The sequence below is a fragment of the Amycolatopsis sp. cmx-11-12 genome (genome assembly GCF_046269425.1).
Lineage (GTDB): Bacteria > Actinomycetota > Actinomycetes > Mycobacteriales > Pseudonocardiaceae > Amycolatopsis.
This window is the reverse complement of record NZ_JADNQM010000017.1, coordinates 107,710-130,969: the sequence shown is the minus strand read 5'-3', so window position 1 is coordinate 130,969 and position 23,260 is coordinate 107,710. Positions and strand designations below refer to the sequence as shown.

Below are 23,260 nucleotides of genomic sequence, written 5' to 3'. Positions count from 1 at the left end.
TCCTGGCGACGCCCCGCGATCTTCCCGAAGCCATCGAGCCTGGAGTGGCCAATGACCGGTGCCGGTCAGCACGGTGCGGATGTGGACACCGACCTCGACGCGGTCCTGCGCGGCCTGTCGCCGGAAAAACGGCGACTGGTGGCGGCGGAACTGGCGCGCCGAGCCGTGGCGGCGTCGGCGATTCCCGGCACGGCGCGGACCGGTGACCCGTTGCCGTGTTCCTACGCGCAGGAACGCCTGTGGTACCTCGAACAGGCCGATCCCGGGTCGATCGCCTACGTCGTGCCCGCGGCGGTGCGGTTCACCGGCGTGCTGCGGGTGGACGCGCTGCGGCGGTCTCTCGACGAGATCGTGCGCAGGCACGAGGTGTTGCGTACGACGTTCACCGATCGCGGCGGTGTTCCCGGCCAGCTCGTGCACGCGGCCGCGCCGCTCACCATCCCGTTGGTGGACCTGAGCGACAGGTCCGCCGAGGCCGCCGAGGCCGAGGTGCGCGACCGGTACCAGCAGGAGGTCCGGCTGCCGTTCGACCTGGCCACCGGCCCGTTGATCCGGGCTTGCGTGCTCAAGGTGAGCGACACCGAGCACGTACTCCTGCTGAGCACCCACCACATCGTCTCGGACGGCTGGTCCCTCGGTGTCCTGCAACAAGAACTGACGACGCTGTACCAGGCGTACGTGACGGGTGAGGCGTCCCCGTTGCCGGAGTTGCCGGTGCAGTACGCCGATTTCGCCGTCTGGCAGCGAGGACGGCTGGACGGCGGCGAGCTCGACGAGCAGGTGTCGTACTGGCGTGATCACCTGGCTTTCGCGCCGGTGCTGGAGCTGCCGACGGACAAGCTGCGCCCCGCGACGAGGTCCTCGGCGGGGGAGTCGGTCCCGTTGCGCCTCGGCGCGGACACCGTCCGCGCCGTCGAGAAACTCGCCGAAAGTGAGCAGGCCACCCAATTCATGGTGCTGCTCGCCGCGTACACCGTGCTGTTGCGGCGGTGGAGCGGTCAACAGGAGATGATCATCGGTTCGCCGATCGCCAACCGGGGGCACGTGGACATCGAGCCGCTGGTGGGGTTCTTCGTGAACACCTTGCCGTTGCGGATGGACACCTCGGGCGATCCGAGTTTCCGTGAGCTCGTTCAAGCCGCCCGCGCCGAATGCCTCGCCGCGTACGCACACCAGGACCTCCCGTTCGAGCGGATGGTCGCCGAGTCCGGAGTGGACCGTTCGGCGGGCTCGATCCCCCTGGTGCAGACCCTGCTCGCGCTGCGGAACGTGCCGATGGCCCAGCTGCGGCTGCCGGGACTGCAGGTGAGCGAACTCGACCTGCGCACCGAGTCGACCAAGTTCGACCTGACGCTGGATCTGGTGCCCACCACCGACGGCGGTCTCGACGGCAGGGCGGAGTTCAGCTCGGACCTGTTCGAAGCGGACACCGTCCGCCGGATGGTCGCCGCGTTCGACCTGCTGCTGGCTGCCGGGCTGGCCGATCCGGAGACGCCCGTCTCCCGGCTGCCGATCGCCGGGCCCGGCGAACTGGCGGAGATGATCGAGGTAGCGAGCGGCGGCGGTTCGGCGGCACCCGCGAAGACCGCCGGCACCCTGCACGGCCTGTTCGAACGACAGGTGGATCTCGCCCCTGACGCGGAGGCGGTGGCCTTCGGCGAGCAGGTGCTGACCTACCGCGAACTGGACGAGCGCGCGAACCGGCTCGCCTGGTTCCTGCGTGCGGAAGGGGTCCGGCCGGAGCAGCTGGTCGGGATCTCGCTGCCGCGGTCGGAACTGATGATCGTCGCGGTGCTCGGCATCCTGAAGGCGGGCGCCGGGTATGTCCCGCTCGACCCGAACTACCCCCGCCGCCGCGTCGCCTACATGGCCGAGGACGCCGGTGCGGCGCTGGTGCTCACCCATTCCTCGGTGGCCGACCCCGACCGCGTACGGACCCGTGACGACAACGAGGACACCCGCCTGGTCTGCCTCGACGTGGAGGCGGAGCGCATCGCGGGGTATCCGGCCGAGCGCCCGCCCGCGGTGGTCGCCGAGCCGAACCTCGCCTACGTCATCTACACCTCCGGCTCGACCGGGCGCCCCAAGGGATCGGCGAACGAGCACGGCCGGGTGGCCAACACCCTGCACGGCGTCAACGGCGCCTACGCGCTGACCTCGGCCGACCGGATGCTCGCCATCTCCTCGCTGAACTACGACATGTCGGTGTACGAGGTTTTCGGCACACTCGCCGCCGGCGCGACGATCGTCGTGCCCAGCGACATCGAGACCACCGACCCGGAGCAGCTGCTCGATCTGTTGCGCACCATGCGGGTGACCGCGTGGAGCTCCGCGCCGGCGCTGCTGGACATGCTGGTCAACCACGCCTACCGGCGCGACGGCATGGACGGCGTCGTGCTGCGCGCGGTCGGGCTCGGCGGGGACCGCATGCCCCCGGCGTTGCCAGGCAGGCTCGCCGAGCTGGTGCCCGGCGTGCGGCTGCTCAACCTCGCCGGGATGACCGAGGCGTCCTACTGCAGCACTTTCCACCCGGTCGCCGAGCGCAGCCCGGCGGGCGTGCTCTGGGGCAGGTCGCTGCCCAACCACCGGCTCTACGTGCTCGACGAACACGGCGAGCCGACTCCGCCGGGCGTGGCAGGGGAACTGTTCATCGGCGGCGCGGGGCCCGGCCGCGGCTACTGGCACCAGCCCGGCCTGACCGCGCAGCGGTTCCTGCCGGACCCGTACAGCCCGGAGCCTGGTGGCCGGATGTACGCGACGGGCGACCACGCGCGGTTCCTGGCCAGTGGGGACCTCGATTTCCTTGGCAGGCTTGATCTCCAGGTCAAGATCCGGGGTTTCCGGATCGAACTCGGCGAGATCGAGAACGTGCTGTCCGGGCATCCGTCGGTGACCGAGCCGGTGGTCGTCGCCTACACCGACGCCGTCGGCGAACGCCGGCTGGCCGCATACGTGACCCCGAACGGGGACAACCGGCCGACCGCCGCGGAGCTGCGCGCCCATCTTTCCGACCGGCTGCCGGACCACATGGTGCCGTCGGCCTACCTGGTGCTGGACAAACTTCCCTTGCTGCCCAGCGGAAAGCTGAACCGGGCCGCGTTGCCCGCACCCGGTGCCGACCGGCCGGAAACCAGCTACACGGCCCCCGCGGGCGCGTTGGAGCAGTTGCTCGCCGACCTGTGGTCCGAGCTGCTCGCGGTGCCGCGGATCGGGAGCACGGACGACTTTTTCGAGCTGGGCGGCCATTCCCTGCTCGCCACGCAGGCGGTGTCCCGGATCCGCGAGCTGCTGCGGGTCAAGCTGGACATCCCCGGGTTCCTCGCGGCGCGCACGGTGCGTGCGGTCGCGGCGTACCTGCGTGAACTCGGCACCGTCGAGGGAATCGACGTCGACGCCGTGGCCGAGCTGGTCCTCGAGGTGAGCGCCATGTCCGACGAGGAGGCCCGCGACCGGTTGTAGTTGTTTGACCGCTGGCGAAGTCAAGAGAGGCCGGAGACCGCATGAGTCGTATTCCATTGGTGTGTGCGCCGTTCGCCGGGAGCGGGGCCGCGTTCTTCCGGCCGTGGCGCGCGCTGGCCCACAACGACCTCGAGATCGTCCCGCTCCGGCTGCCCGGCCGCGAGCGGCGGATCCGCGAGCAACCGTACCGGGACGTGCGCCAGGCGGCGGAAGACCTGCTGCCAGGGCTATTGACGCAGATCGGTGGTGCCGGGCCGGTGGCGCTGTTCGGCCACAGCCTGGGTGCCGTGCTCGCCTACGAACTGGGCCACCTGCTCGCGGGTACGCCGTCGGTCACCGTGGTGAGCCTGGTGGTGAGCGGTTCTCCCGGCCCGTGGACGCGGCGGGAACGCCGGGCGACCGGGTTGCCCGACAGCGAGTTCGTCGCCAGGGTCGGCGAACTCGCCGGGCACCACGACGCGGCACTGGAAGATCCCGAGGTGCGCCAGATGGTGCTGCCGACGCTGCGTGCCGACGTCGAGATGCACGAAAACTATCGCCCGGGCACGGATACCCCTTTGGCGGCACCGATCACCGCTGTCCGCGGCCGGGACGACAGCCTGGTTTCGACCGAACAGGCCGGTGAATGGGTCAAGGCGACGAGCCGGGAGTTCGTCCTGCGGGAGCTGCCGGGGGAACACATGTATCTCGCCGATTCCACGGCGGAGGTACTCCGGGTGATCGCGGAGTCGGCGGGGCTGAGCTGACCGCCGCCGCGGCCGGAAGTGCCTGCCGATCCGGGGTTGTCGGGACACTCACTGACTTGTTCCCGTCACGCGATCCGGCGAATCTGATCGCGTGACTGAGTGGCTGCGGCGTTTCTCCCGATCCGGGCGGGCAAGGGCGAGATTACTGTGCCTGCCGCCCGGTGGCGGGTCGGCCAGGATCTACCAGAACTGGGGTGAGCCGCTCGGCGCCGAGATCGACGTCGTGGCGGTGGAACTGCCCGGCCGCGGTGATCGTGGCATGGAACCTCTGATCACCGACATGGCGGAGCTCATCGATGGCGTGCTGCCGGAACTGGACGGGCTCGACGAACTGCCGCTGGTCGTCTTCGGGCACAGCATGGGCGCCATTGTCGCCTGGGAGCTTTGCCGGACTCTCCGCGCCACCAGGGGGTGGCTGCCCGACGGACTCGTGGTGGCGGCCGCCGCGGCTCCAGCGAGCCAGCACGCGCCGAATTGGCGCAGCGACACCTCCGATGAGGGCCTGCTCCAGCTGATCACCCGCGCCGAGGGCCTGCCCGCGGACGCTCCGCCGGATCCGCTGTTCCTGGAGTACATCCTCCCCATCCTGCGCGCGGATCTGATGGTGGTGAACGACTTCCGGCCGGAACCGCTACCGGCGCTTCGCTGCGACCTGCGCGTGTACCTCGGCGCCGACGACCCGCTGGCCGGTGAGGCGGAAGCCGTCGGCTGGCTGACGGAGGTCGAAGGCACCACGCGGATCAGCACGTTCCCCGGCGGGCATTTCTTCCCCCGGGACAACGCGACCCCGATGCTCACGCAACTGCGGCGGGACATCCTCGGCTGCACCGGCCTCACGAAGGAGGTTTCGGCGCCATGGCACCCGGATCGCTCTCCGCGGACCAGCATCGACTACTCCAGCGACGTCTAGACGAAGCGGGCATCGGCAAGGCCGCCGCCCGGATTTCCCGCCGCCCGGCCGACGAAGCGCAGAGCCCGGCTTCGCATGCGCAGGAACGGTTGTACTTCTTCGAACAGCTCAACCCGGGCAGCGCGCTGTACGTCGTCGCCGGCACGCTCAGGATGCGGGGCGACCTCGACGTGGCCGCGCTGCGCGAGTCTGTCCGCGTGCTCGTCGAGCGGCATGAGGCGCTGCGCACCGGACTGCGGGTCGACGACGCGGGCGAGGTCGTGCAGTTCGTGCACCCGCCCGAGGCGGTGACGGTCGACGTGCCTTTCGCCCAGGTGAGTGAAGACGTGCTGTGGGACGAAATCCGGCTCGCCTGCCGACGTCCGTTCGACTTGGCGGGGCCGTGCCTGCTGCGGCCGATGCTGTTCCAGGTCGCGCCGGACGACTGGCAGCTCGTGCTGTGCGTGCACCACATCGTCGTGGACGGGTGGTCGCTCGGCATTCTCGCCGGGGAGTTCGCCCTCGTCTACGCCGCGCTGCGCGCCGGGACGAAGGCGGCGCTGCCGCCCTTGACGACTCGTTATGTCGATTTCGCTTCGTGGCACCGGGACCACGTCTCCAGCGGCGCGCTCACCGGCCAGCTCGCTTACTGGCGGGAGCGGCTCGCCGGAGTGCGGCCGGTGGAGCTGCCCGCCGACACCGCGGCTCGCCAGGACCGCCCGTTCTCCGGTGACGTCGTGCCGGTGACCGTTCCTGCGGAACTGGTCGCCGCCCTGCGCCGCATCGGCGACGACGAAGGCGCGACGCTGTACATGGTGCTGGCCACGGCCTGGGCGATCGTGCTCGCGCGGTGGTCGGGACGCCGGGACGTGGTGTGGGGGACGGCCATCGCCGGGCGCACCCGCACGGAGCTGGAAGGTCTGGTCGGCTTCTTCGTCAACACACTGGCGTTGCGGGTCGACGTGCCGCCCGCGCCGGGTTTCCGGGAGCTGCTGGGCCGGGTGCGGGAGACCTGCGTCGGCGCCTACGCGAACCAGGACCTGCCCTTCGAACAGCTGGTGAGGGAGATCCGGCCGGACCGGGACGGCTTCAGCCGGTCCCCGATCGTGCGGCACATGCTGGTGCTCCACAACACCCCGCGCCGGGTGGTCGAGCCGCCGGGGGTGCGCATGGACGTGCTGCCGGTGCACACCGGCACCGCCAAGTTCGAACTCGAGATCGAGCTGTCCCCGGCGGAAGACGGGGGACTCGCCGGTTTCGCGGAGTTCTCGACGGACGTGCTGACGGCGTCTTCGGCCCGGCGGCTGGTGGCCGCGGTGCTGGCGGTGGCGCGAGCCGGCGTCGCCGAGCCGACCCGCCCGGTGTGGGACCTGCCGCTGACGGAGACGACCGCTCCCACGCCCGGCGGCACGGGAGCACAGGTGCTGGACCGGTGGATGGCGCCGGTGCCGATCGGTGTCGTCGGCGAGCTGTTCCTCAGCGGAGTCGTCGCGGGACAAGGGTTCAGTGGCCGACCGGCGGTGACGGCCGCGCGATTCGTGCCGGATCCGTCCGGTACCGGCGCCAGGCTGTACGCGACCGGTGATCGGGCGCGACGGACCGCCGAAGGGCTGGTTGAACTCGTCGACGCGCCCGAGCCCGTCGCCGAAACCGCCGGGGCGAGCGCGACCGGTCTGCCGGAGACCGTCGCACCCGCCGCCGGGACGGCGGTCGGACCGCGGACCGAGGCCGAGCGCCGGGTCGCGGAGATCTGGGCCGAGTTACTGGGTATCGAGGCCGGGTTCGACGTGCACGAGGACTTCTTCGATCTCGGCGGCCACTCCCTGGTCGCTGTCCGGATCCTGCACCGGATCCGCGCGGCCTGTCAGGTGGAACTGGAACTGGCCGACTTCTTCGAGGCGGGCACCGTCGCGAACGTGGCCGAGCTGGTCGACGCGGCGGCGCCGGCCCGGCCGGTGGCGGCCATCCCGAGACTCGACCGCTCCCGGTTCCGGGCCCCCGCCACGCCGGACGTGACGAAAGGCGAGAACGCCGATGACTGACCAGCAGGCGATCGCGGAGGCGTTCGTCTTCCCCGCCTCCTTCGGCCAGGAACGACTGTGGCTGCTGCACCAGATGGGTTCCGGGGCGGCCTACCACGTCAACGGCGCGTTGCGGATGACCGGCACGGTCGACGTGCCCGTCCTGCGGGCCGCGCTGCAGTTCCTGGTGGATCGCCACGAGGTGCTGCGGACCGGCGTCGAGGTCGGTGCCGACAGCGCGCTGACCCAGGTGGCGCTGGCCGCCGCGGTGGCCCCGCTGAGCGTGGTGGACACGACCCGCGACGGGCTGGACGCGGCGATGCGCGCGGTGACCGAGCCCGAGTTCGACCTCGCCGCGCCGCCCTTGCTGCGCTCCGCGTTGCTGCGGGTGCTCGACGGTGAGCCGGGGGAGTGCGTGCTGCTGCTGTGCATGCACCATGTGGTGGTCGACGGCTGGTCGCTGGGTGTACTGGTCGCCGAACTCGGCGTGGTGTACGCGGCACTGCTCGAAGGCCGCGCCCCCGAACTGCCGGAGCTCGAACTGCAGTACGCGGATTTCGCGGTGTGGCAACGGGATTTCCTCGAAGGCGAGGTGCTCGCCGGGCAGCTCGCCCACTGGCGCCGGACACTCGCCGGGGCCAAGCCACTGGAACTCCTCACCGATCACCCACGTCCGGCGCGTCCCCGCTACCTCGGCGACAGCGTGTCCGTCGACCTCGACGCCGGGCTGGTCGAGCGGTGGGCCACCGTGGCCGAAGCCGAGCGCGCGACGTTGTTCATGACGCTGACGGCGGCCTGGGCGGTGGTACTGCACCGCTGGTCCGGACAGGACGACATCGTCGTCGGCACCCTGGTCGCCGGACGCGGCAGCACCGAACTCGACCGCGTGGTCGGCTTCTTCGTGAACACGCTGCCGTTGCGGGTGGACCTCACCGGCGACCCGAGTTTCCGGCAGCTCCTGGTCCACGTGCGGGAGGTGTGCCTGGCGGCGTACGCGCACCAGGACGTGCCGTTCGAGCGGATCAGCCAGGAGGCCGACCCGGACCACCAGGGCCCGCGGCCGCCGCTGGTGCGAACCATGCTGGCGCTGGACAACACCCCCGGCGAACCGTTACAGCTGCCCGGTGTCACCGTGGAACGGCTGCCCGCCCCACGCGGCGCCGTCCGGTTCGATCTCGGCCTGGACATCGCGCCTGCCCAAGGCGGCGGCCTGAGCGTGATGCTGGACTTCGACGCCGAGCTGTTCGACCGGACCACCGCGGCCGGCCTGCTGACCGGGCTGACCGAGGTGCTGCGGGGTGCGTTGTCCGATGTGGACAGTCCGATGTGGAGACTGCCGGTGATGCCGTCACGCGAGTCGGCGCTGGTGATGGACTGGGCCTCCGGCGGCGAGCCCTGGCACGGGTTCGGCTCGACCGTCGACTGGTTCACCGCGGCGGTGGACCGCTGGGGTGACCGGGTCGCGGTCGTGGCCGACGAAGGCGACGCGCTGTCGTTCACGGAACTCGACGAACGGGCCAACCGGCTGGCGTGGTGGCTGCGGCGCAACGGAGTCGAACGCGGCTCCACGGTCGGGCTCTGCCTGGATCGCGGTCTGGACCTGCAAGTGGCCCTGTGGGGAACGTGGAAAGCGGGCGGGGTCTACCTGCCGCTGGATCCCGGCGCCCCGCCGGGCAGGCTCGCGGTGATGATCGCCGAGGCCGAGCCGGTGGTGGTGCTGACCTCGCTGGCCTTGCGCGACGGGCTGCCCGGTGAGGTGAACGCGATCTGCCTGGACGACCCGGCGACGGCCGAGAAGGTCGCCGCGGAGCCTCCTGCCCGGCCGGGCAACGTACTCGGCGGCGGCGACCCGGCGTACATCCTGTTCACCTCGGGTTCGACAGGCGTCCCGAAGGGGGCGGTGAACACCCACGGCGGTCTGGTGAACCGGTTGCGTGCCTTCGAAGAGCGGCTGAAGCTGACCGAGGACGACGTCACGCTGGCCAAGACTCCGCTCGGGTTCGACGTGTCGGTGCCGGAGCTGGTGTTGCCGCTGCTGATCGGAGCGCGGATGGTGCTGGCGAAACCCGGCGGCCACCGCGACCCTGATTACCTGCATGAGGTGCTCGATCGCCACGAGGTGACCAACTGCCATTTCGTGCCGTTGATGCTGCGAGTCTTCCTCGACCAGGACGTCGGCCCGCTGCCGGCGCTGCGTGTGGTGACGGCCAGTGGCGAGGAGTTGACATCGAGCCTGGCCGCCGATTTCCACCGCGCGCTACCCGGCGTCAGACTTGTCAACGCCTACGGGCCAGCCGAGGCTGCCGTGGACGTGACCGCGCACGAGGTCACCGAGCCGCTGGGGACGCGGGTGCCGATCGGCGGCCCGACGCCGGGAGCCACGGCGTACGTGCTCGACCGGCGGCTGTCCCCGGTCCCGCCCGGGGTGGTGGGGGAGCTCTACCTCGGCGGCAGTCAGGTGGGGCTGGGCTACGTGGGCAGGCCCGGGCTCACCGCGGCGCGATTCGTCCCGGATCCCTTCGGCGACAAGGGTTCGCGGCTGTACCGGACCGGTGACCGCGCGCGGTGGATCGGCGGCGGCCTGCTCGAGTTCTGTGGCCGCGTCGACTTCCAGCTCAAGGTGCGAGGCCAGCGGGTCGAGCCGGGTGAGGTCGAGGCGGCGCTGCGCGACTGCGAAGGCGTGGCCGACGTCGTGGTCGTCGCCCGTCCCGATCCGACGGGCGTGCCCCAGCTCGTGGCCTATCTCGTGGGCCGCGACGGCGAGGTGCCGCCGTCCGATCGGCTGCGGATCCTGCTCGCGGACCGGCTGACCCCGGCGATGGTCCCCGCGGTGTTCGTGCCCATGGAGTCGTTGCCGACCTCGGTCAACGGGAAAGTCGACCGGGCGGCGCTGCCGGAACCGGGGTTCGGCCGGACCGAGCGTGCGGCCGTAGCGCCGCGGACGCCGACCGAGGTGCTGCTCGCGCGTCTGTGGTCGGAGGTCCTCGGTGTCGCGGAGATCGGGGTCCAGGACGACTTCTACGCGCTCGGCGGTGATTCGCTGCGGGCGATGACCGTGTTCCAGCGGGCGCGCCACGCCGGGGTCGAGCTGCCGATCCCCGTCATGTTGGGAAAGCACAGTGTCGAGGAGCTCGCCTCGGCGGTGCTCGCCGGTCGTGCGGAAGGGCGCACGAACCAGGAAAGGGGAGCGGATCGATGACCGAGGAAGTCCGGACTTCGGAGCGGCCCGCTCCGCCGTACCGCGAGACTGCCTTCGCCGACCCGGCGGAACTCGCCGCGGCCGTGGCGGCCGACGGTTTCGTCCGGCTGTCCGGGACGCACTTCCCGATCGACGTGCTCGGCGCGGAATTCGCCGAGTTCCGCGCGGGTTGGGAAGAACTGAGACGGGACGACGAGCTCGTCGACGGCGGCTTCTACCGCTACCGGCGTTACGGCAGGTTGCACGCGGTGTCCACCGATGCCGGGCTGTCGCTCAGCCCGCTGCCGCATCAGCCGTTCCGGCAGGACAGTATCCCGATGTGGCGCGAACACCAGCGGATGTTCGCCCCGATCCCACCCGAGACGCTGGCCAACCGCTGCCTGCACGCGCTGGTGTCCACTGACGTGACGCTCGCGTCCATGGTGCGGCACAGTCCCGAATGGACGGTCGGACTGCACCTGATCCGCATCGTCGCGCGGGCCGGGGAGAGCGGGTTGCCCACCCCGGAGGGCAGGCACCGTGACGGTCACTCGTTCGTCGGGATGCACTTGCTGCGCAAGGAGAACAGCTCGGGCGGTGAGTCCAGCATCTACCGCGAGGGGTACGCCGACGTGGGGTTCACCCTGACCGATCCACTGGACTCGGTGCTGGTCGACGACACCGTCCTCTGGCACGAGGCATCCCCGATCTCGGTACGTGACCGCGACGGCGGCCGGGCCGTGCGCGACATGCTGCTCGTGGACCTCAACCCGGCCTGAGCCGTTTTCGGCCCCGGTACCGGCCCGGTACCGGGTCTACCCCGACGCTGGAGTCTCCGATGCCCACTCCCCTTGCCGTACTGGCTTCCCGTATCCGCCTCGAAGAGAAACTCATCCTCGCGGCACTCGAAAAGCGTGGCGCCGTCGTCGAAGTGATCGACTCCCGACGGCAGACGTTCCGGCTCGACGGGCGCGAGCTGCCCTACGCCGGGGCGTTGAGCCGGGAGATCTCGCACACCCGCAACGTCTACGGCACCAAACTGCTCGAACACGCCGGGCTGACCGTGGTCAACAGCTCCGACATCATCTCGTTGTGCGGGGATAAACTGCTCACCACGCTCGCGTTGCAGGACGCGCGGCTGCCGGTGCCGCGGGCGATGGTGAGCCTGTCGCCGGACCAGGCTCTCGACGGCCTGACCGAGTTCGGCTTCCCGATGGTGATCAAGCCGGTCGTCGGCTCGTGGGGACGGCTCGCGTCGCGGCCGAAGGACAGGGAAGCCGCGGAAACCCTTATGGAGCACCGGGCCGCGCTGGCGAGCCCACAGTATCAGGTGGTCTACGCACAGGAGTACATCGACAAGCCGGGCCGCGACATCAAGGCGTATGTGATGGGCGGCGAGGTGGTCGGCGTCATCTACAAGGTGTCCGACGACTGGCGCACGAACACCGCGCGTACCGGACGGGCGGAGCGCTGCGATCCCAGCGACGAGCTGGTGAAGCTGCTGGTGGCGGTATCCGAGGTGGTCGGCGAAGGGGTGTTCGGCATCGACGTGCTCGAAGATCGTGACGGCCGGTTCTACGTCAACGAGGTCAACCACACCCCGGAGTTCCACGGCGCGGTCGAGGTGCTCGACGTCGACCTGGTCGGCGCGTACGCGGATTACGTGCTGCGCAGGCTTCCCTCGGCGTTGAGCGCCGGCTGAGATGCGCATGGGATTCACCGCCTGCGACCTGCCGCTCGCCGGGCAGCACTGGGAGATCCCGCCCGGCCGGTACGACTGGGTGTACCTGATGCTGACGGGCGCTCCGCGAACCGAATGGGAGGAGACCGTCTGGCTGCACTACCGCGGCGGGGTGGATCCCGAGTTCCTGCGGCCGTTGCCGGGGGAGCCCGCCAACGGCCCGGGGACCGTGCTCGCCAGGGTCGGGGCCGCCAGGCGTGACGACTTGACCGCGCTCGCGCTGCCCGTACTGGCCGGTGCCCGCATGGTCGCGTTCGCCCTGCTGGAGTCCTCTGTGGACGTTCGACGGGCCGAGGGGGTCGCGTGATGCCGAACGCCGGGATGCGGAGCCTTTCGCTGCTGGAGCACGTCAACAACACCGGTCTGAGCGCTGTCGGCGACCTCGCCGCCGGCGGGTTCAACATCTGGGGCAACAGCTTTCCCGCGGCGGACCTGCCGGCGCAGGGCGTCACCTCCGTCGTCGGCGGGGTACCGTTCCGGTTCCCCGAGCGCGCCCCGGACGGGCGGGACAACGTCCGCTGCCGCGGCCAGCGGATCGAGGTACCCGAGGGCCGGTGGGACTGGGTGCACGTACTCGGCGCCGCCGAACGCCGCACCGAGGACCCGCTGCTGCTGCGGTACGTCGATGGCGCCGTGCGGCCGCAGTGGCTGCGGATGTCCGACTTCTGGCCGGAGACCGAGCCGCGGTTCGGCGAACTGCTCGCCTACCGGTGTGCCGCGATGCACTACCCGCGACACGTCCAGCGGACCACCGCCCCGGCGATCTGGGCGCATCGGGTCCCGCTGTCGGTGCCGGACGGCGTCGTGGCGCTGGAACTGCCGGACAATCCGGCGCTGCACCTGTTCGCGATCACCCTGCAGGCGGGGGAGAGGGTGGCGGTATGAGGGTCGAACTGCCGGGGATCGAGCATTGGCGCCACGATCTCGGCCACTGCCTGCAGACCACCGCGGGGGTGTTGCTGGGCTTCCACGGGGCCGATCCGATCGACGTACTCGGCGCGGGCTGGGGCTTCGGCTACCGAGCCGGGGACGTCCGCCGCGAGGAGTACTACTTTCCTTGCCTGCGCGGCTCGTTGTTCGCCAGCATCGCGCCGCATCACCCGATCACCTCGACCTGGCACGAGCCCGCCGACGCCGAGCAGGGCTGGCGGGAGGTCAGGGCCGCGGTGGCGGCGGGTCAGCCGGTGGCCGTCGCCGCGGACAACTACCACCTGCCGTTCCGGCCGGCCTATCGAGACGTGCACACCAACCATCTTCTGGTGGTGTACGGCTTCGACGACGAACGCGGCGTGGCACTGGTGATCGACTCGGTGCCGCCGCGGTTCCAAGGCGAGATCACGATTTCGGAGCTGACCGCCGCCCGCGACTCGGCGAACCCCGTTGTCCACGACCGGGACCTGTTCTTCACCGCGCGTCCCATCGGCAACCGGTGGCTGGAGGTCGGCGTGGAGCACCCGCTGCCCAAACTGGACCGTGACCGGCTGAGCGCGGTGCTCACCGCGAACGTGGCCGGGTACACCGGGGAGGGCGACGGCGGCCGGGAGTACCACGGACTTCCCGGCCTGCAACGGTTCTTGACCGACTCCGCCTCCCGGCTCGCCGACGGTGACCCGGCGGTGATCGACGAGGTGTTCGTGGTGGGAGGCACCGCACTCGCGGTGTCCGGCCTGCACGGCGATCACCTGGCCGCCGCCGCCCGCCGCTTCGCCGAACCGGCTTTGGCCGAACTGGCGCGGGAGGTCGACCGGATTGCGCACCACTGGTCGGCGGTGCGCATCATCGTGGCCGCCGGCCGGGAGGATCCCGCCGCCGCGGCCCGCGGCCTCGCCACCCGCACGGCGGCTCTCCTGGCCGACTACACCCGGACCCTGAACCGCATGTCACGCTTCGCCTAGTGACGTTTCGGCTAAGCGCTTTCTCCCAGGTCGGTGGTCGGCTGGGTCGGGACCGTGGTCCGTGAAGGACTCCTTGAGGGCCCCAGAGTCCCTCAAGGAGTCCTTCACGGACTCGGAACGTCACCATCGGCCCCAGTAGTCCCACCAGTCACAACGATGGCGCGTGAAGGCCCCCTTCCTTGCGCTAGGCGCAAGCAAGGGGGCCTTCATGTACTTCAGACGACAAGGGCGCCGGTACCGAGAGGGTCGAGTCGGTCGTGAGTGGCGTTTCGGGTGAGGGTAAGGCAAAGGTAGCATGTCGCGAAAGCCACTTTCGGGACGTCTGATGTCCCGAAAGTGGCTTTCGCGACGTGAGCGACGGGAGCACGAGCCCAGGCTGTGAGGGGAACGGGCACCGCGGAGGAGTTCGGTCACGCCACGTTTGCCCTCTAAAGGACCGCATGCCAGACGGCAAGCGAGAGACACCGTCCAGCGTCCGCGAGCCCACGGCGTTCCAGTCGGGGACTTCCCCGACTGGTCGCGGGACGGCTTCCGGACACATGCTGGGCCGTCACTGCTGGTGCTGGTTGAGGAGGAGTAATGACGGCGACAGCGTGCCCGGAGTGCGAAGGGGCGATCGAGGTCCAGGATTCCGCGCGGCAGAACGAGATAGTCGAGTGCCCGGACTGTCTCAGCGAGCTCGAAGTGGTCACCAAGGATCCGCTGGTGGTCGCGATGGCGCCGGAGGTCGAAGAGGACTGGGGCGAATAGGCGGCGCCGAGGACAGGGCCAGACATCCGCGTACAGGAGTGAATCCATGAGACTGCCCACCCAGCGAGCCGATCTCATCGGGCTGCTCACCGGCCGGTCGGCCGAACAGCCGTCGGACGTCGCGTACGTGTTCGCCGACGGCGAGGGCGGCGAGCGTCGAGTCACCTACCGGGAGCTCGACACCGCCGCGCGGGTCGTGGCGGTCCGGCTGCTGGCCGCCGACGTGCGGCCCGGCGACCGGGCGCTGCTGCTCTACCCGCCCGGCGCGGAGTACGTCACCGCGTTCTTCGGCTGCCTGTACGCCGGGGTGACGGCGGTGCCGGTGTACCCGCCGGCGAATCGGCTGGGACTGGAGCGGGTGCTCGCGGTGTCCGCGGACTCCGGCGCGGTGGTGGCCATGACCGACGCGGCGAGCCTGGCCGCCGTCCACGCGCGGTTCGACGGCCCGGACGGCCCCGGTGTCGAATCCGTTCGCTGGCTGCTGGCCACCGAGGACGCCAGTACCGCCGAGGCCGGGGACTGGACGGCCGGGGCCTCGGATCCGGCCGCGATCGCGTTCCTGCAGTACACCTCCGGTTCCACCGCGCGGCCGAAGGGTGTCCTGGTCAGCCATGGCAACCTGCTGGAGAACTCGGCGGTGATCGCCGGCGTGCTCTCCCCGGACCGAAACACCCGCAGCGTGAGCTGGCTGCCGCCCTACCATGACATGGGCCTGATCGGCGGGATCCTTCAGCCGCTCTACAGTGGATTCCCAGGGATGTTGTTGCCCCCCTTGGCTTTCCTGCATCGTCCGGTGCGCTGGCTGCGGGCGATCAGCGAGTTCGGCGCGACGGCCAGCGCGGCTCCCGACTTCGCCTACGCCGAATGCGTGCGCCGCGTCAGCGACGAGGAGGTCGCAGGGCTGGACCTGAGCCGCTGGCGGCACGCGCTGGTCGGCGCGGAGCCGGTGCGCTCGCAGACTTTGCGTGCCTTCGCCGACCGCTTCGGCCCGACCGGGTTCCGTGCCGAAGCGTTCCTGCCCTGTTACGGGCTCGCCGAGGCGACGTTGTTCGTGACCGGCGTGTCGAAGCCCGCTCTCCCGGCCGAGCTGACCGTCGATCGTGGCGAGCTGTCCGCGGGCACCGCCGTCGAGGCCGAATCGGGCGTGACACTGGTCGGCTGCGGGCCGGTTCAAGGTGCCGCGCTCGCCATCGCCGACCCGGTGACCCTTCGCGAGTGCCAGGACGGGAGCGTCGGCGAAATCTGGGTCAGCGGGCCTTCGGTCGCCGCGGGTTACTGGCAGGCCCCGGAAGAGACCGAGCGCGCGTTCGGTGCCCGGCTGGCCGGTGACGACCAGGACCGGACCTGGCTGCGTACCGGCGATCTCGGCTTCCAGCGCGCGGGTGAGCTCTTCGTGACCGGCAGGCTCAAGGAGCTGATCGTGGTCCGCGGCGCGAACCACTACCCGGCCGACATCGAGCTGACCGCGGCGCGGGCGAGCGCGGCGCTGGCCGCGGGCCGGGGTGCCGCGTTCGCGGTCGAAGACGCGGAAACCGAGCAGGTCGTCCTGGTGCACGAAGTGGCCCGAGGCGTCGCACCCGCTGATCTCGCCGAGGCGATCCGCGCGGTGCGCGAAGCCGTCACCGGTGAGCATGGACTCGACTTGCACGATATCGCGTTGGTACGCCCCGGAAGCGTGCCGAGAACCTCCAGCGGCAAGGTCCGCCGGTCCGCCTGCCGCGACGCCTACCTCGCCGGGACGCTGCCGGTGCTGGCCACCATGACGGTCCCGGATGCCCAGCAGCTTGAAAAGCCCGACGCCGTGGCCGAACTGGTCGCCGAAGCGCTCCAGCTCGCCCCTTCCGCGCTGGAGCCGGACCGGCCGCTTGTCGGCCAGGGGCTCGACTCCCTGCGCGCGATGCGGCTGCGTGCGGCGTTGCAGACCGAACTCGGCGTCGAGGTGGCACTGGAATGGCTGCTGTCCGGCGGGACGGCGGCGGAGATCGCCAAGACCACCATCGCCAAGACCACACCGGAAAGCACTCGCGCGGACGGGATCCCACGGCTTGCCGACGCCACGACGGCGCCCGCGTCGTTCGGGCAGGAGCGGTTGTGGCTGCTCGACCAGGTTGGCGCCTCGGCCGCGTACCACATCGCCGGTCGCGTCGATTGGTCCGGCGAACCCGGCTACCAGGCCCTGCTCGACGGAATCCGCCTGCTCATCGACCGGCATGCCTTGTTGCGCACCGGTTTCCGGCTCGACGCCGATGGACAGGTCGGACAGCACATGTTCGCCGACGCCGCTGCCCGGTTCGAACTTCCGACGTTGCGGGTGGCAGATGACGCGGCGCTCGACGAGGCCTGCGCGCGGCTCGCCACGGAACCGTTCGACCTCGGCTCGCCGCCGTTGCTGCGTGCGGCCCTGATTCGGGTCTCCGCGACCGACCGGTGGGTGCTCGCGTTGTGCGTGCACCACATCGTGGCCGACGACACCTCGCTGGGCATCCTGACCTCGGAACTGTCCACAGTGTACGCCGCGCTGGCAGGCGGCACCGTTCCCGTGCTGCCCGAAGTGCCGACGCGCTACCGGGATTTCGCCGCGTGGCAACGGGAATCGGAGTCTGGCGAAGGCTTCGGCGAGGCCGACGCCTACTGGCGGGAACGGCTGGCAGGCGCGGTCCCGCTCGAACTGCCCGCCGACGGTCCGTCGGAGGCGACCCGATCGTTCGAGGGCGCCTCGCTGGCCGCCGAAGTCCCACCGGATCTGGTCTCGAAGGTGCGCGAACTGGCGGCCGCCCATGAGCTGACGCCGTTCATGGTGCTGGCCGCGGCTTGGTCGGTGGTGCTGTCGCGGTGGTCCGGGCAGGTCGACGTGGTACTCGGTACGGCTACCGCGGGCAGGTCCCGCCCGGAACTGTCCGAAGTAGTCGGTTTCTTCGCGAACACCTTGCCATTGCGGGTGAATCTCGGCGACGACCCGAGCTTCGGTGAACTGCTCGGCCGGGTACGGGAAGCATGCCTGGGGGCGTACGCGCACCAGGAGCTGCCCTTCGAACGGATCGTGCGCACCGCCGGGCAGGACCAGGGTGGCGTGCACGGACTGTCGATCGTGCGGAACCTGCTCGTGCTCCGTGACCGGCTGCCGGTACTGGCGTCGGTCCAGGTCGAGCAGATCCCCACGGCGACAGCGAAGTTCGATGTCTCCCTTGAGCTTTCCCCGGCCGCGACCGGCGGCCTGACGGGTTTTCTGGAGTACGCCAAGGATGTTCTCACCGAAACCGCGGCCGCCGGATTGGTGTCGGCTTTCGCGGAGGTGCTGCGGGCCGGTGTCGCCGATGCCGGGCTCCCGGTGTGGCGGCTGCCGATCATGCCGCGAGCCGGGGGATCCGACGTCCTCCGGCTCGGTTTCGGCGGCGAGCCGTCCACGGGGCATCCGACGACGGTCGCGTGGTTCGAAGCGGCCGCGGACCGGGCGGGTGCCGAGCAGGCGCTGGTCATGGACGGCGGCGAGGCGCTGTCGGTGCGGGAGGTCGAAGAACGCGCGAACCGGCTCGCGTGGTGGCTTCGCGGCCAGGGCGTGGAACGCGGGTCACGGATCGGGGTCTGCCTGGACCGCAGCACCGACCTGATCGTGGCACTGTGGGGGATCTGGAAGGCGGGCGGCGTCTACGTCCCGCTGGATCCCGCCAATCCCGCCGGACGGCTGGCGCGGATGGTCGCCGAGGCCGGCCTGGTGAAGGTCCTGACGACACGGTCCTTGCACGAGTCGCTGCCCGCCAGCGTCGACCGCGTTCGCCTCGACGACGGCGATCTCGCGCGCGAGATCGCCGCGCAGCCCACCGGACGACCGGCCATCGTGCTCGGCGCGGCGGACCCGGCGTACGTGCTGTTCACCTCCGGCTCCACGGGTGCGCCGAAGGGCGTGGTGAACACCCACGGCGGCCTGACGAATCGGCTGCGGACGTTCGAACAACGGCTGAATCTGACCGGGAACGACGTCGCGCTGATCAAGACGCCGATCGGGTTCGACGTGTCGGTGCCGGAACTGGTGTGGCCGCTGCTGACCGGGGCGCGGATGGTGCTCGCGGAACCCGGTGGTCACCGCGATCCGGTGTACCTGCACGGCGTGCTCGAACGCCACGGCGTGACGATCTGCCATTTCGTACCGTTGATGCTGCGTGCTTTCCTCGATTGCGGGGTCGTTGGCCGGTACCCGGCGCTGCGCGTGGTGATGGCCAGCGGGGAGGAGCTGCCCGCCGGCCTGGCCGGCGAGTTCCTGCGGACCTACCCCGGCGTGCGGCTCGTCAACACCTACGGCCCGGCGGAAACGGCCGTCGACATCACCCTGCACGAGGTCACCGAACCGCTCGGATCGCGGGTGTCGCTGGGCGGCCCGACCCCCGGCGTGACGCTGTACGTGCTGGACCGGCGGTTGTCCCCGGTGCCGGTGGGTGTGGTCGGCGAGCTGTTCATCGGCGGCTGCCAGCTCGCCTCGGGCTACGCGGGGCAGCCGAAGCTGACCGCCGCCAAGTTCGTGCCGAGCCCGTTCGGTGACGGCGAGCGGCTGTACGCGACCGGGGACCAGGTCCGGTGGATCGACGACGGGACGCTGGAGTTCTGGGGACGTCAGGACTTCCAGATCAAGATCCGGAGCCAGCGGGTGGAGCTGGGTGAGGTCGAGGCGGCGCTGCGGGACGTCGCGGGAGTCGCCGACGCCGTCGTCGTCGCCACCGAGGATCCGCCGGGGGAACGGTTCCTGGCGGCATACCTGGTATCCGACACCGGCACCCCGCCGGACTCCGGACGGCTGCACACCGCGCTGGGGGAGCGCCTGCCGCCGCACATGATCCCGTCCGTGTTCACCTGGTTGCCGTCGATTCCGGTTTCCGCGAACGGAAAGGTCGACCGGCCGTCGTTGCCGGCCGTCACGCGGACCCGGGACACCGAGACCCCGCACGTCGCACCGCGGGACGAGCTGGAGAAGCGGCTCGCCGACATCTGGACCGAGGTCCTCGGTGTGCCACGGATCGGCGTGCACGACAGCTTCTTCGACCTCGGCGGGCATTCGCTGCTCGCCACCAAGGTGCTGAGCCGGATCAGGGCGATGCTGCGCGTCGAACTGCCGCTGGCCGATCTGCTCACCGCGCACCTGACCGTGGAGCTGCTCGCCGAACAGGTGCGGGAGCGGCGGCTCCAGCAGGCATCACCGTCCGATCTGCGGGACGTGCTCGCCATGGTGGCGGAACTGTCCGAGTCCGAGACCGCGGCGCGGCTGGCGGTGCACCCGGAAACGTTGTGAGCAGGCGAAACTGACGCTGTCAGTGGCTTACCGGACTTGTGACCCGAGGGGGGACGCCGTGACGATTTCGTGGTCGCACGCCGTCACACCGTACTGGAGTGGGTAATGGCCGGGGAACCGTACGAATCGTTCAGCCAGGCCTCGTCGTTCCAACGCGGACTCTGGTTCCTCGCCCAGATCGACCCCGGCGGCGCCGCCTACAACCTCGCGTTCGCCTGGCGGTTGTCCGGCGAGGTGGACGTGCCCGCTCTGCGGACGGCCTTCGGCAGGCTCAGCGAGCGCCACCCGGCTCTGCGTACCAGGTTCGCCGACTCGGCGGGAATGCCGACCCGGGTCGTCGACGAACCGGCGGATCCCCTCTACGTCGTGCCGGACGAGGCCGGGTCCGAGGCCGCGGCGCTGCGGCTGCTGGAGACCGCCGCCCGCGTTCCGATCGACCTCGCGGCCGGCCCGATCTTCCGTGCCACGCTCGTCCGCTACGGCCCCGGCGAGTATCTGCTCGGCGTGGTGGTCCACCAGATCGCGTTCGACCAGTGGTCGGTCCGGTTGCTGGCCAGGGACCTGTCCGAGTTCTACGCGGCGGAGGCCGGCGACCGGGCCGCTTCGCTGCCACCGGTCGGTGTGCACCCCGTCCCGCGGGATCAGTCAGGAGACACCGGGGTGGCGCTGCGGTACTGGGAGCGCCGGCTCGACGGCTTCCCAGTGGGCCTTGAACTCCCGAGACTGGCGAAGGGCGGCGATGACGGCTCCGCGACCCTGTCGTTCGACATCGCGGGCGCGGCGGTGGACGCCGTCGCCGGACAGACCGGCTGCCCGGCCTCCACGGTCCTGCTGGCGACCTGGGCGTTGCTGCTGCACCGCTACAGCCGTCAGTCCGACATCATGATCGGTACGCCGGTGCTCGCCGACCACGGCGACTCGCGCGAGAACATCGATTGCCTGCAGCATATTCTCGCGTTGCGCCTCGATCTGACCGGAGACCCGGGGTTCGGCGAGCTGACCGCTCGTGTGAGCGACACCTTGCGCGACGCCGTGGCCCACCGCGAGATCGGGTTCGACGACGTCGTCAGGGTGGCCAGTCCGAGCCGCCGGGGCCGGGGCGACTCGCTGTTCGAGGTGTGGTTCGAAGTCACCGAAGCGGGCGCGGCCGACGTCACCCTGCCCGGCGTCGAAGTCACCTGGCTCGACGTGCCCGCTCCCGAGGCCAGGTATCCGCTCGCACTGCGGGCACGCCGTCTCGGTGACGGCTGGCGGTTGTCCTTCGACTACGCGACCGGCGAGTTCGCCGCGGACACGATCGCCGCACTGGGGCGGCACTTCTCCCGGTTGCTCACCGAGATCGCGGCGGGTGGCGATCCGCGGTTGTCCCGGATTTCCTTGCTGGGCCCCGAAGAGCGCGACGCGCTGCTCGCCTCCCGTAGCCAAGGCCCCGCCCTCGCCACCGCGCCGGGCACGCTGGTGAGTGTCTTCGAGGAGCAGGTGGCCCTTTCGCCCGACCGCATCGCCGTCCGTCTCGACTCGGCGGAGCTGAGTTACGAGGCGCTCAACGGGAAGGCGAATCTGCTCGCCACCCGGTTGCGCGCGGCGGGGGTCGGGCCGGACACGCGGGTCGCGCTGTACCTGGAACGCGGCCTGGAACTGGTGGTGGCCGTCCTCGGTGTGCTGAAGGCCGGTGGCGCGTACGTCGCCATCGACCAGCGCAACCCGGCGGACCGGATCGGCGCCGTACTGGCCGAAGCGGCCGCGCCGGTGCTGCTGACCACGAAGGGGCTGCGAGCCAGGCTGCCGGAGACCACGGCCGAGATCTGGTCGCTGGACGGCGTCCATCTGGAACCGGGGGTGCCGGACAACCCGAGCACCGGCCTCACCCCGGAAAACCTGGCCTACGTGACCTACACCTCCGGGTCGACCGGCGGGCCCAAGGGCATCGCGATGCCCCATCGGGCCGTCGTCAACCTCCTCGCCTGGCAGGCCGCGCACTACGGGATGAGCCGGGACGACCCGCCGCGCACGCTGCAGTTCGCTTCGCTGGCCTTCGACGTGTCCGTCCAGGACATGTTCTCGACCTGGCTGGTCGGCGGCGAGCTCGTGCTCATCACCGAGGACGAGCGGTTCGAGCTGGCCAGGCTGCATACGGTCCTGGAGGCTCAGCAGGTCCGCCGGCTGTTCATCCCGGCACCCGCGTTGCAGCAGGTGGCCGCGGGCTACCGGGAGGCAGGCGTACTGCCCGCCGCGCTGCGCACCGTCATCTCCGGGTCCGAGCAATTCATGGCGACCCCGGACGTCCGGCGGCTGGCAGGCACGCCCGGAATGGCGCTGCACAACGAGTACGGGCCGTCCGAGACCCATGTCGTCACCTGTTACGACCTGCCGCCCGCGACCGAGGACTGGCCGGCACCGGTCCCGGTGGGCCGCCCGATCGCCAACGCGTCGGTCTACCTCCTCGACGAGCGCGGCGAGGTCGTGCCCGACGGGGTGATCGGCGAGATCCACATCGGTGGCGAGGGGCTGGCCCGCGGGTATCTCGGCCGCGCGGGCGTCTCGGCCGAACGGTTCCTGCCCGATCCGTTCGCGGCGGGCACCGGACGCCGGATGTACCGCACGGGTGACCTCGGCCGCTGGCTGCCGAGCGGTGACCTGGAGTTCCTCGGCCGCGCCGATTTCCAGGTCAAGATCCGCGGCTTCCGGGTGGAGCTCGCGGAGGTCGAAGCCGCGTTGGAGAGCGATCCCCGGGTGAGTGAGGCGATCGTGCTCGTGCGGGAGGTGGCTGGCGACCCCCGACTGGTCGGCTATGTGTGCTGCCCAGGCCCCGGCGCCGAAGACCTCGCCCAGCAGCTGCGGGCGCACGCCGCGTCGAAGGTGCCCGACTACATGGTGCCCAGCAGCGTGGTGGTGCTGGACAGGCTGCCGCTGACCGCGAACGGGAAGGTCGACCGCCGCGCGCTGCCCGAGCCGCGGCGACCTGACGAAGAGCGAGCCGGGCGGGTCGCGCCGGAGACCCCCACCCAGCGTCTGCTCGCCGAGATCTGGGCGGCCGCGCTGGGCGTGCCGGAGGTCGGCTGTGACGAGGACTTCTTCGAACTCGGTGGGCATTCGTTGCTGGCGACCAAGGTGCTGGCCAGAGTGCGCGCGTCGTTCGCGGTGGACATCCCGCTGCGAGCGCTGTTCGAGTTCCCGACCGTGACCGAGTTCGCGCTGGCGGTGCAGGACGCCGCGGCGGTCGAAGAGCCGACCGGGACGAGATGACTGGGGGCGGTTACGGGCCGGCGGGTACCGGGCCGGCCGGCAACCACCGACAAGGAG

13 protein-coding genes are annotated in these 23,260 nt (G+C 70.7%); all 13 read left to right on the top strand.

The window, feature by feature from the left end; all coding sequences use genetic code 11:
- The first annotated feature begins 51 nt into the window (after positions 1–51).
- Positions 52–3,459, top strand: coding sequence for an amino acid adenylation domain-containing protein (locus tag ACLARN_RS23415; protein ID WP_409493592.1), 3,408 nt, complete (start codon positions 52–54; stop codon positions 3,457–3,459).
- 41 nt (positions 3,460–3,500) lie between these two features.
- Complete coding sequence (locus tag ACLARN_RS23410) at positions 3,501–4,205, top strand: thioesterase II family protein (protein WP_409493591.1); 705 nt, start codon at positions 3,501–3,503, stop codon at positions 4,203–4,205.
- Positions 4,206–4,296: 91 nt separating this feature from the next.
- The gene (locus tag ACLARN_RS23405) at positions 4,297–5,115 is read left to right on the top strand and encodes a thioesterase II family protein (RefSeq protein ID WP_409493590.1); all 819 of its coding nucleotides are present in this window, start codon (positions 4,297–4,299) and stop codon (positions 5,113–5,115) included.
- Positions 5,061–7,136: a condensation domain-containing protein gene (locus ACLARN_RS23400; RefSeq protein ID WP_409493589.1), complete on the top strand. Its 2,076-nt coding sequence runs from the start codon at positions 5,061–5,063 to the stop codon at positions 7,134–7,136. The genes ACLARN_RS23405 and ACLARN_RS23400 overlap by 55 nt, the downstream gene beginning before the upstream one ends.
- Positions 7,129–10,314: a non-ribosomal peptide synthetase gene (locus tag ACLARN_RS23395; RefSeq protein ID WP_409493588.1), complete on the top strand. Its 3,186-nt coding sequence runs from the start codon at positions 7,129–7,131 to the stop codon at positions 10,312–10,314. Before ACLARN_RS23400 ends, ACLARN_RS23395 begins: the two co-directional genes overlap by 8 nt.
- Positions 10,311–11,072 (top strand): 2OG-Fe dioxygenase family protein, encoded by a 762-nt coding sequence (locus ACLARN_RS23390; protein WP_409493587.1) that lies wholly within the window; start codon positions 10,311–10,313, stop codon positions 11,070–11,072. The genes ACLARN_RS23395 and ACLARN_RS23390 overlap by 4 nt, the downstream gene beginning before the upstream one ends.
- Positions 11,073–11,131: 59 nt before the next feature.
- On the top strand, positions 11,132–11,995 hold the full coding sequence (gene lysX / locus ACLARN_RS23385) for a lysine biosynthesis protein LysX (protein ID WP_409493586.1): 864 nt from the start codon (positions 11,132–11,134) through the stop codon (positions 11,993–11,995).
- A 7-nt stretch (positions 11,996–12,002) separates the two neighbouring features.
- Positions 12,003–12,341 (top strand): hypothetical protein, encoded by a 339-nt coding sequence (locus ACLARN_RS23380; protein ID WP_409493585.1) that lies wholly within the window; start codon positions 12,003–12,005, stop codon positions 12,339–12,341.
- Positions 12,338–12,919, top strand: a complete 582-nt coding sequence (locus ACLARN_RS23375; RefSeq protein ID WP_409493584.1) for a hypothetical protein — start codon at positions 12,338–12,340, stop codon at positions 12,917–12,919. Before ACLARN_RS23380 ends, ACLARN_RS23375 begins: the two co-directional genes overlap by 4 nt.
- Entirely contained in the window at positions 12,916–13,929 is a 1,014-nt protein-coding gene (locus ACLARN_RS23370) for a BtrH N-terminal domain-containing protein (RefSeq protein ID WP_409493583.1), read from the top strand. The genes ACLARN_RS23375 and ACLARN_RS23370 overlap by 4 nt, the downstream gene beginning before the upstream one ends.
- Positions 13,930–14,508: 579 nt before the next feature.
- Complete coding sequence (locus ACLARN_RS23365) at positions 14,509–14,679, top strand: hypothetical protein (RefSeq protein WP_020635739.1); 171 nt, start codon at positions 14,509–14,511, stop codon at positions 14,677–14,679.
- A gap of 46 nt (positions 14,680–14,725) precedes the next feature.
- On the top strand, positions 14,726–19,957 hold the full coding sequence (locus ACLARN_RS23360) for an amino acid adenylation domain-containing protein (RefSeq protein ID WP_409493582.1): 5,232 nt from the start codon (positions 14,726–14,728) through the stop codon (positions 19,955–19,957).
- 105 nt (positions 19,958–20,062) lie between these two features.
- A complete protein-coding gene (locus tag ACLARN_RS23355) occupies positions 20,063–23,203 on the top strand; it encodes a non-ribosomal peptide synthetase (RefSeq protein ID WP_409493581.1) in 3,141 nt (1,046 codons plus the stop codon).
- The last annotated feature ends 57 nt before the right edge of the window (positions 23,204–23,260 follow it).

Bases quoted from the DNA above. Each gene is read 5' to 3' on its own strand.
- ACLARN_RS23390 (WP_409493587.1), top strand. From the start codon at position 10,311: ATGACCGAGGAAGTCCGGACTTCGGAGCGGCCCGCTCCGCCGTACCGC.
- ACLARN_RS23370 (WP_409493583.1), top strand. From the start codon at position 12,916: ATGAGGGTCGAACTGCCGGGGATCGAGCATTGGCGCCACGATCTCGGC.
- lysX (WP_409493586.1), top strand. From the start codon at position 11,132: ATGCCCACTCCCCTTGCCGTACTGGCTTCCCGTATCCGCCTCGAAGAG.
- ACLARN_RS23365 (WP_020635739.1), top strand. From the start codon at position 14,509: ATGACGGCGACAGCGTGCCCGGAGTGCGAAGGGGCGATCGAGGTCCAG.
- ACLARN_RS23410 (WP_409493591.1), top strand. From the start codon at position 3,501: ATGAGTCGTATTCCATTGGTGTGTGCGCCGTTCGCCGGGAGCGGGGCC.
- ACLARN_RS23395 (WP_409493588.1), top strand. From the start codon at position 7,129: ATGACTGACCAGCAGGCGATCGCGGAGGCGTTCGTCTTCCCCGCCTCC.
- ACLARN_RS23360 (WP_409493582.1), top strand. From the start codon at position 14,726: ATGAGACTGCCCACCCAGCGAGCCGATCTCATCGGGCTGCTCACCGGC.
- ACLARN_RS23380 (WP_409493585.1), top strand. From the start codon at position 12,003: ATGGGATTCACCGCCTGCGACCTGCCGCTCGCCGGGCAGCACTGGGAG.
- ACLARN_RS23400 (WP_409493589.1), top strand. From the start codon at position 5,061: ATGGCACCCGGATCGCTCTCCGCGGACCAGCATCGACTACTCCAGCGA.
- ACLARN_RS23415 (WP_409493592.1), top strand. From the start codon at position 52: ATGACCGGTGCCGGTCAGCACGGTGCGGATGTGGACACCGACCTCGAC.
- ACLARN_RS23355 (WP_409493581.1), top strand. From the start codon at position 20,063: ATGGCCGGGGAACCGTACGAATCGTTCAGCCAGGCCTCGTCGTTCCAA.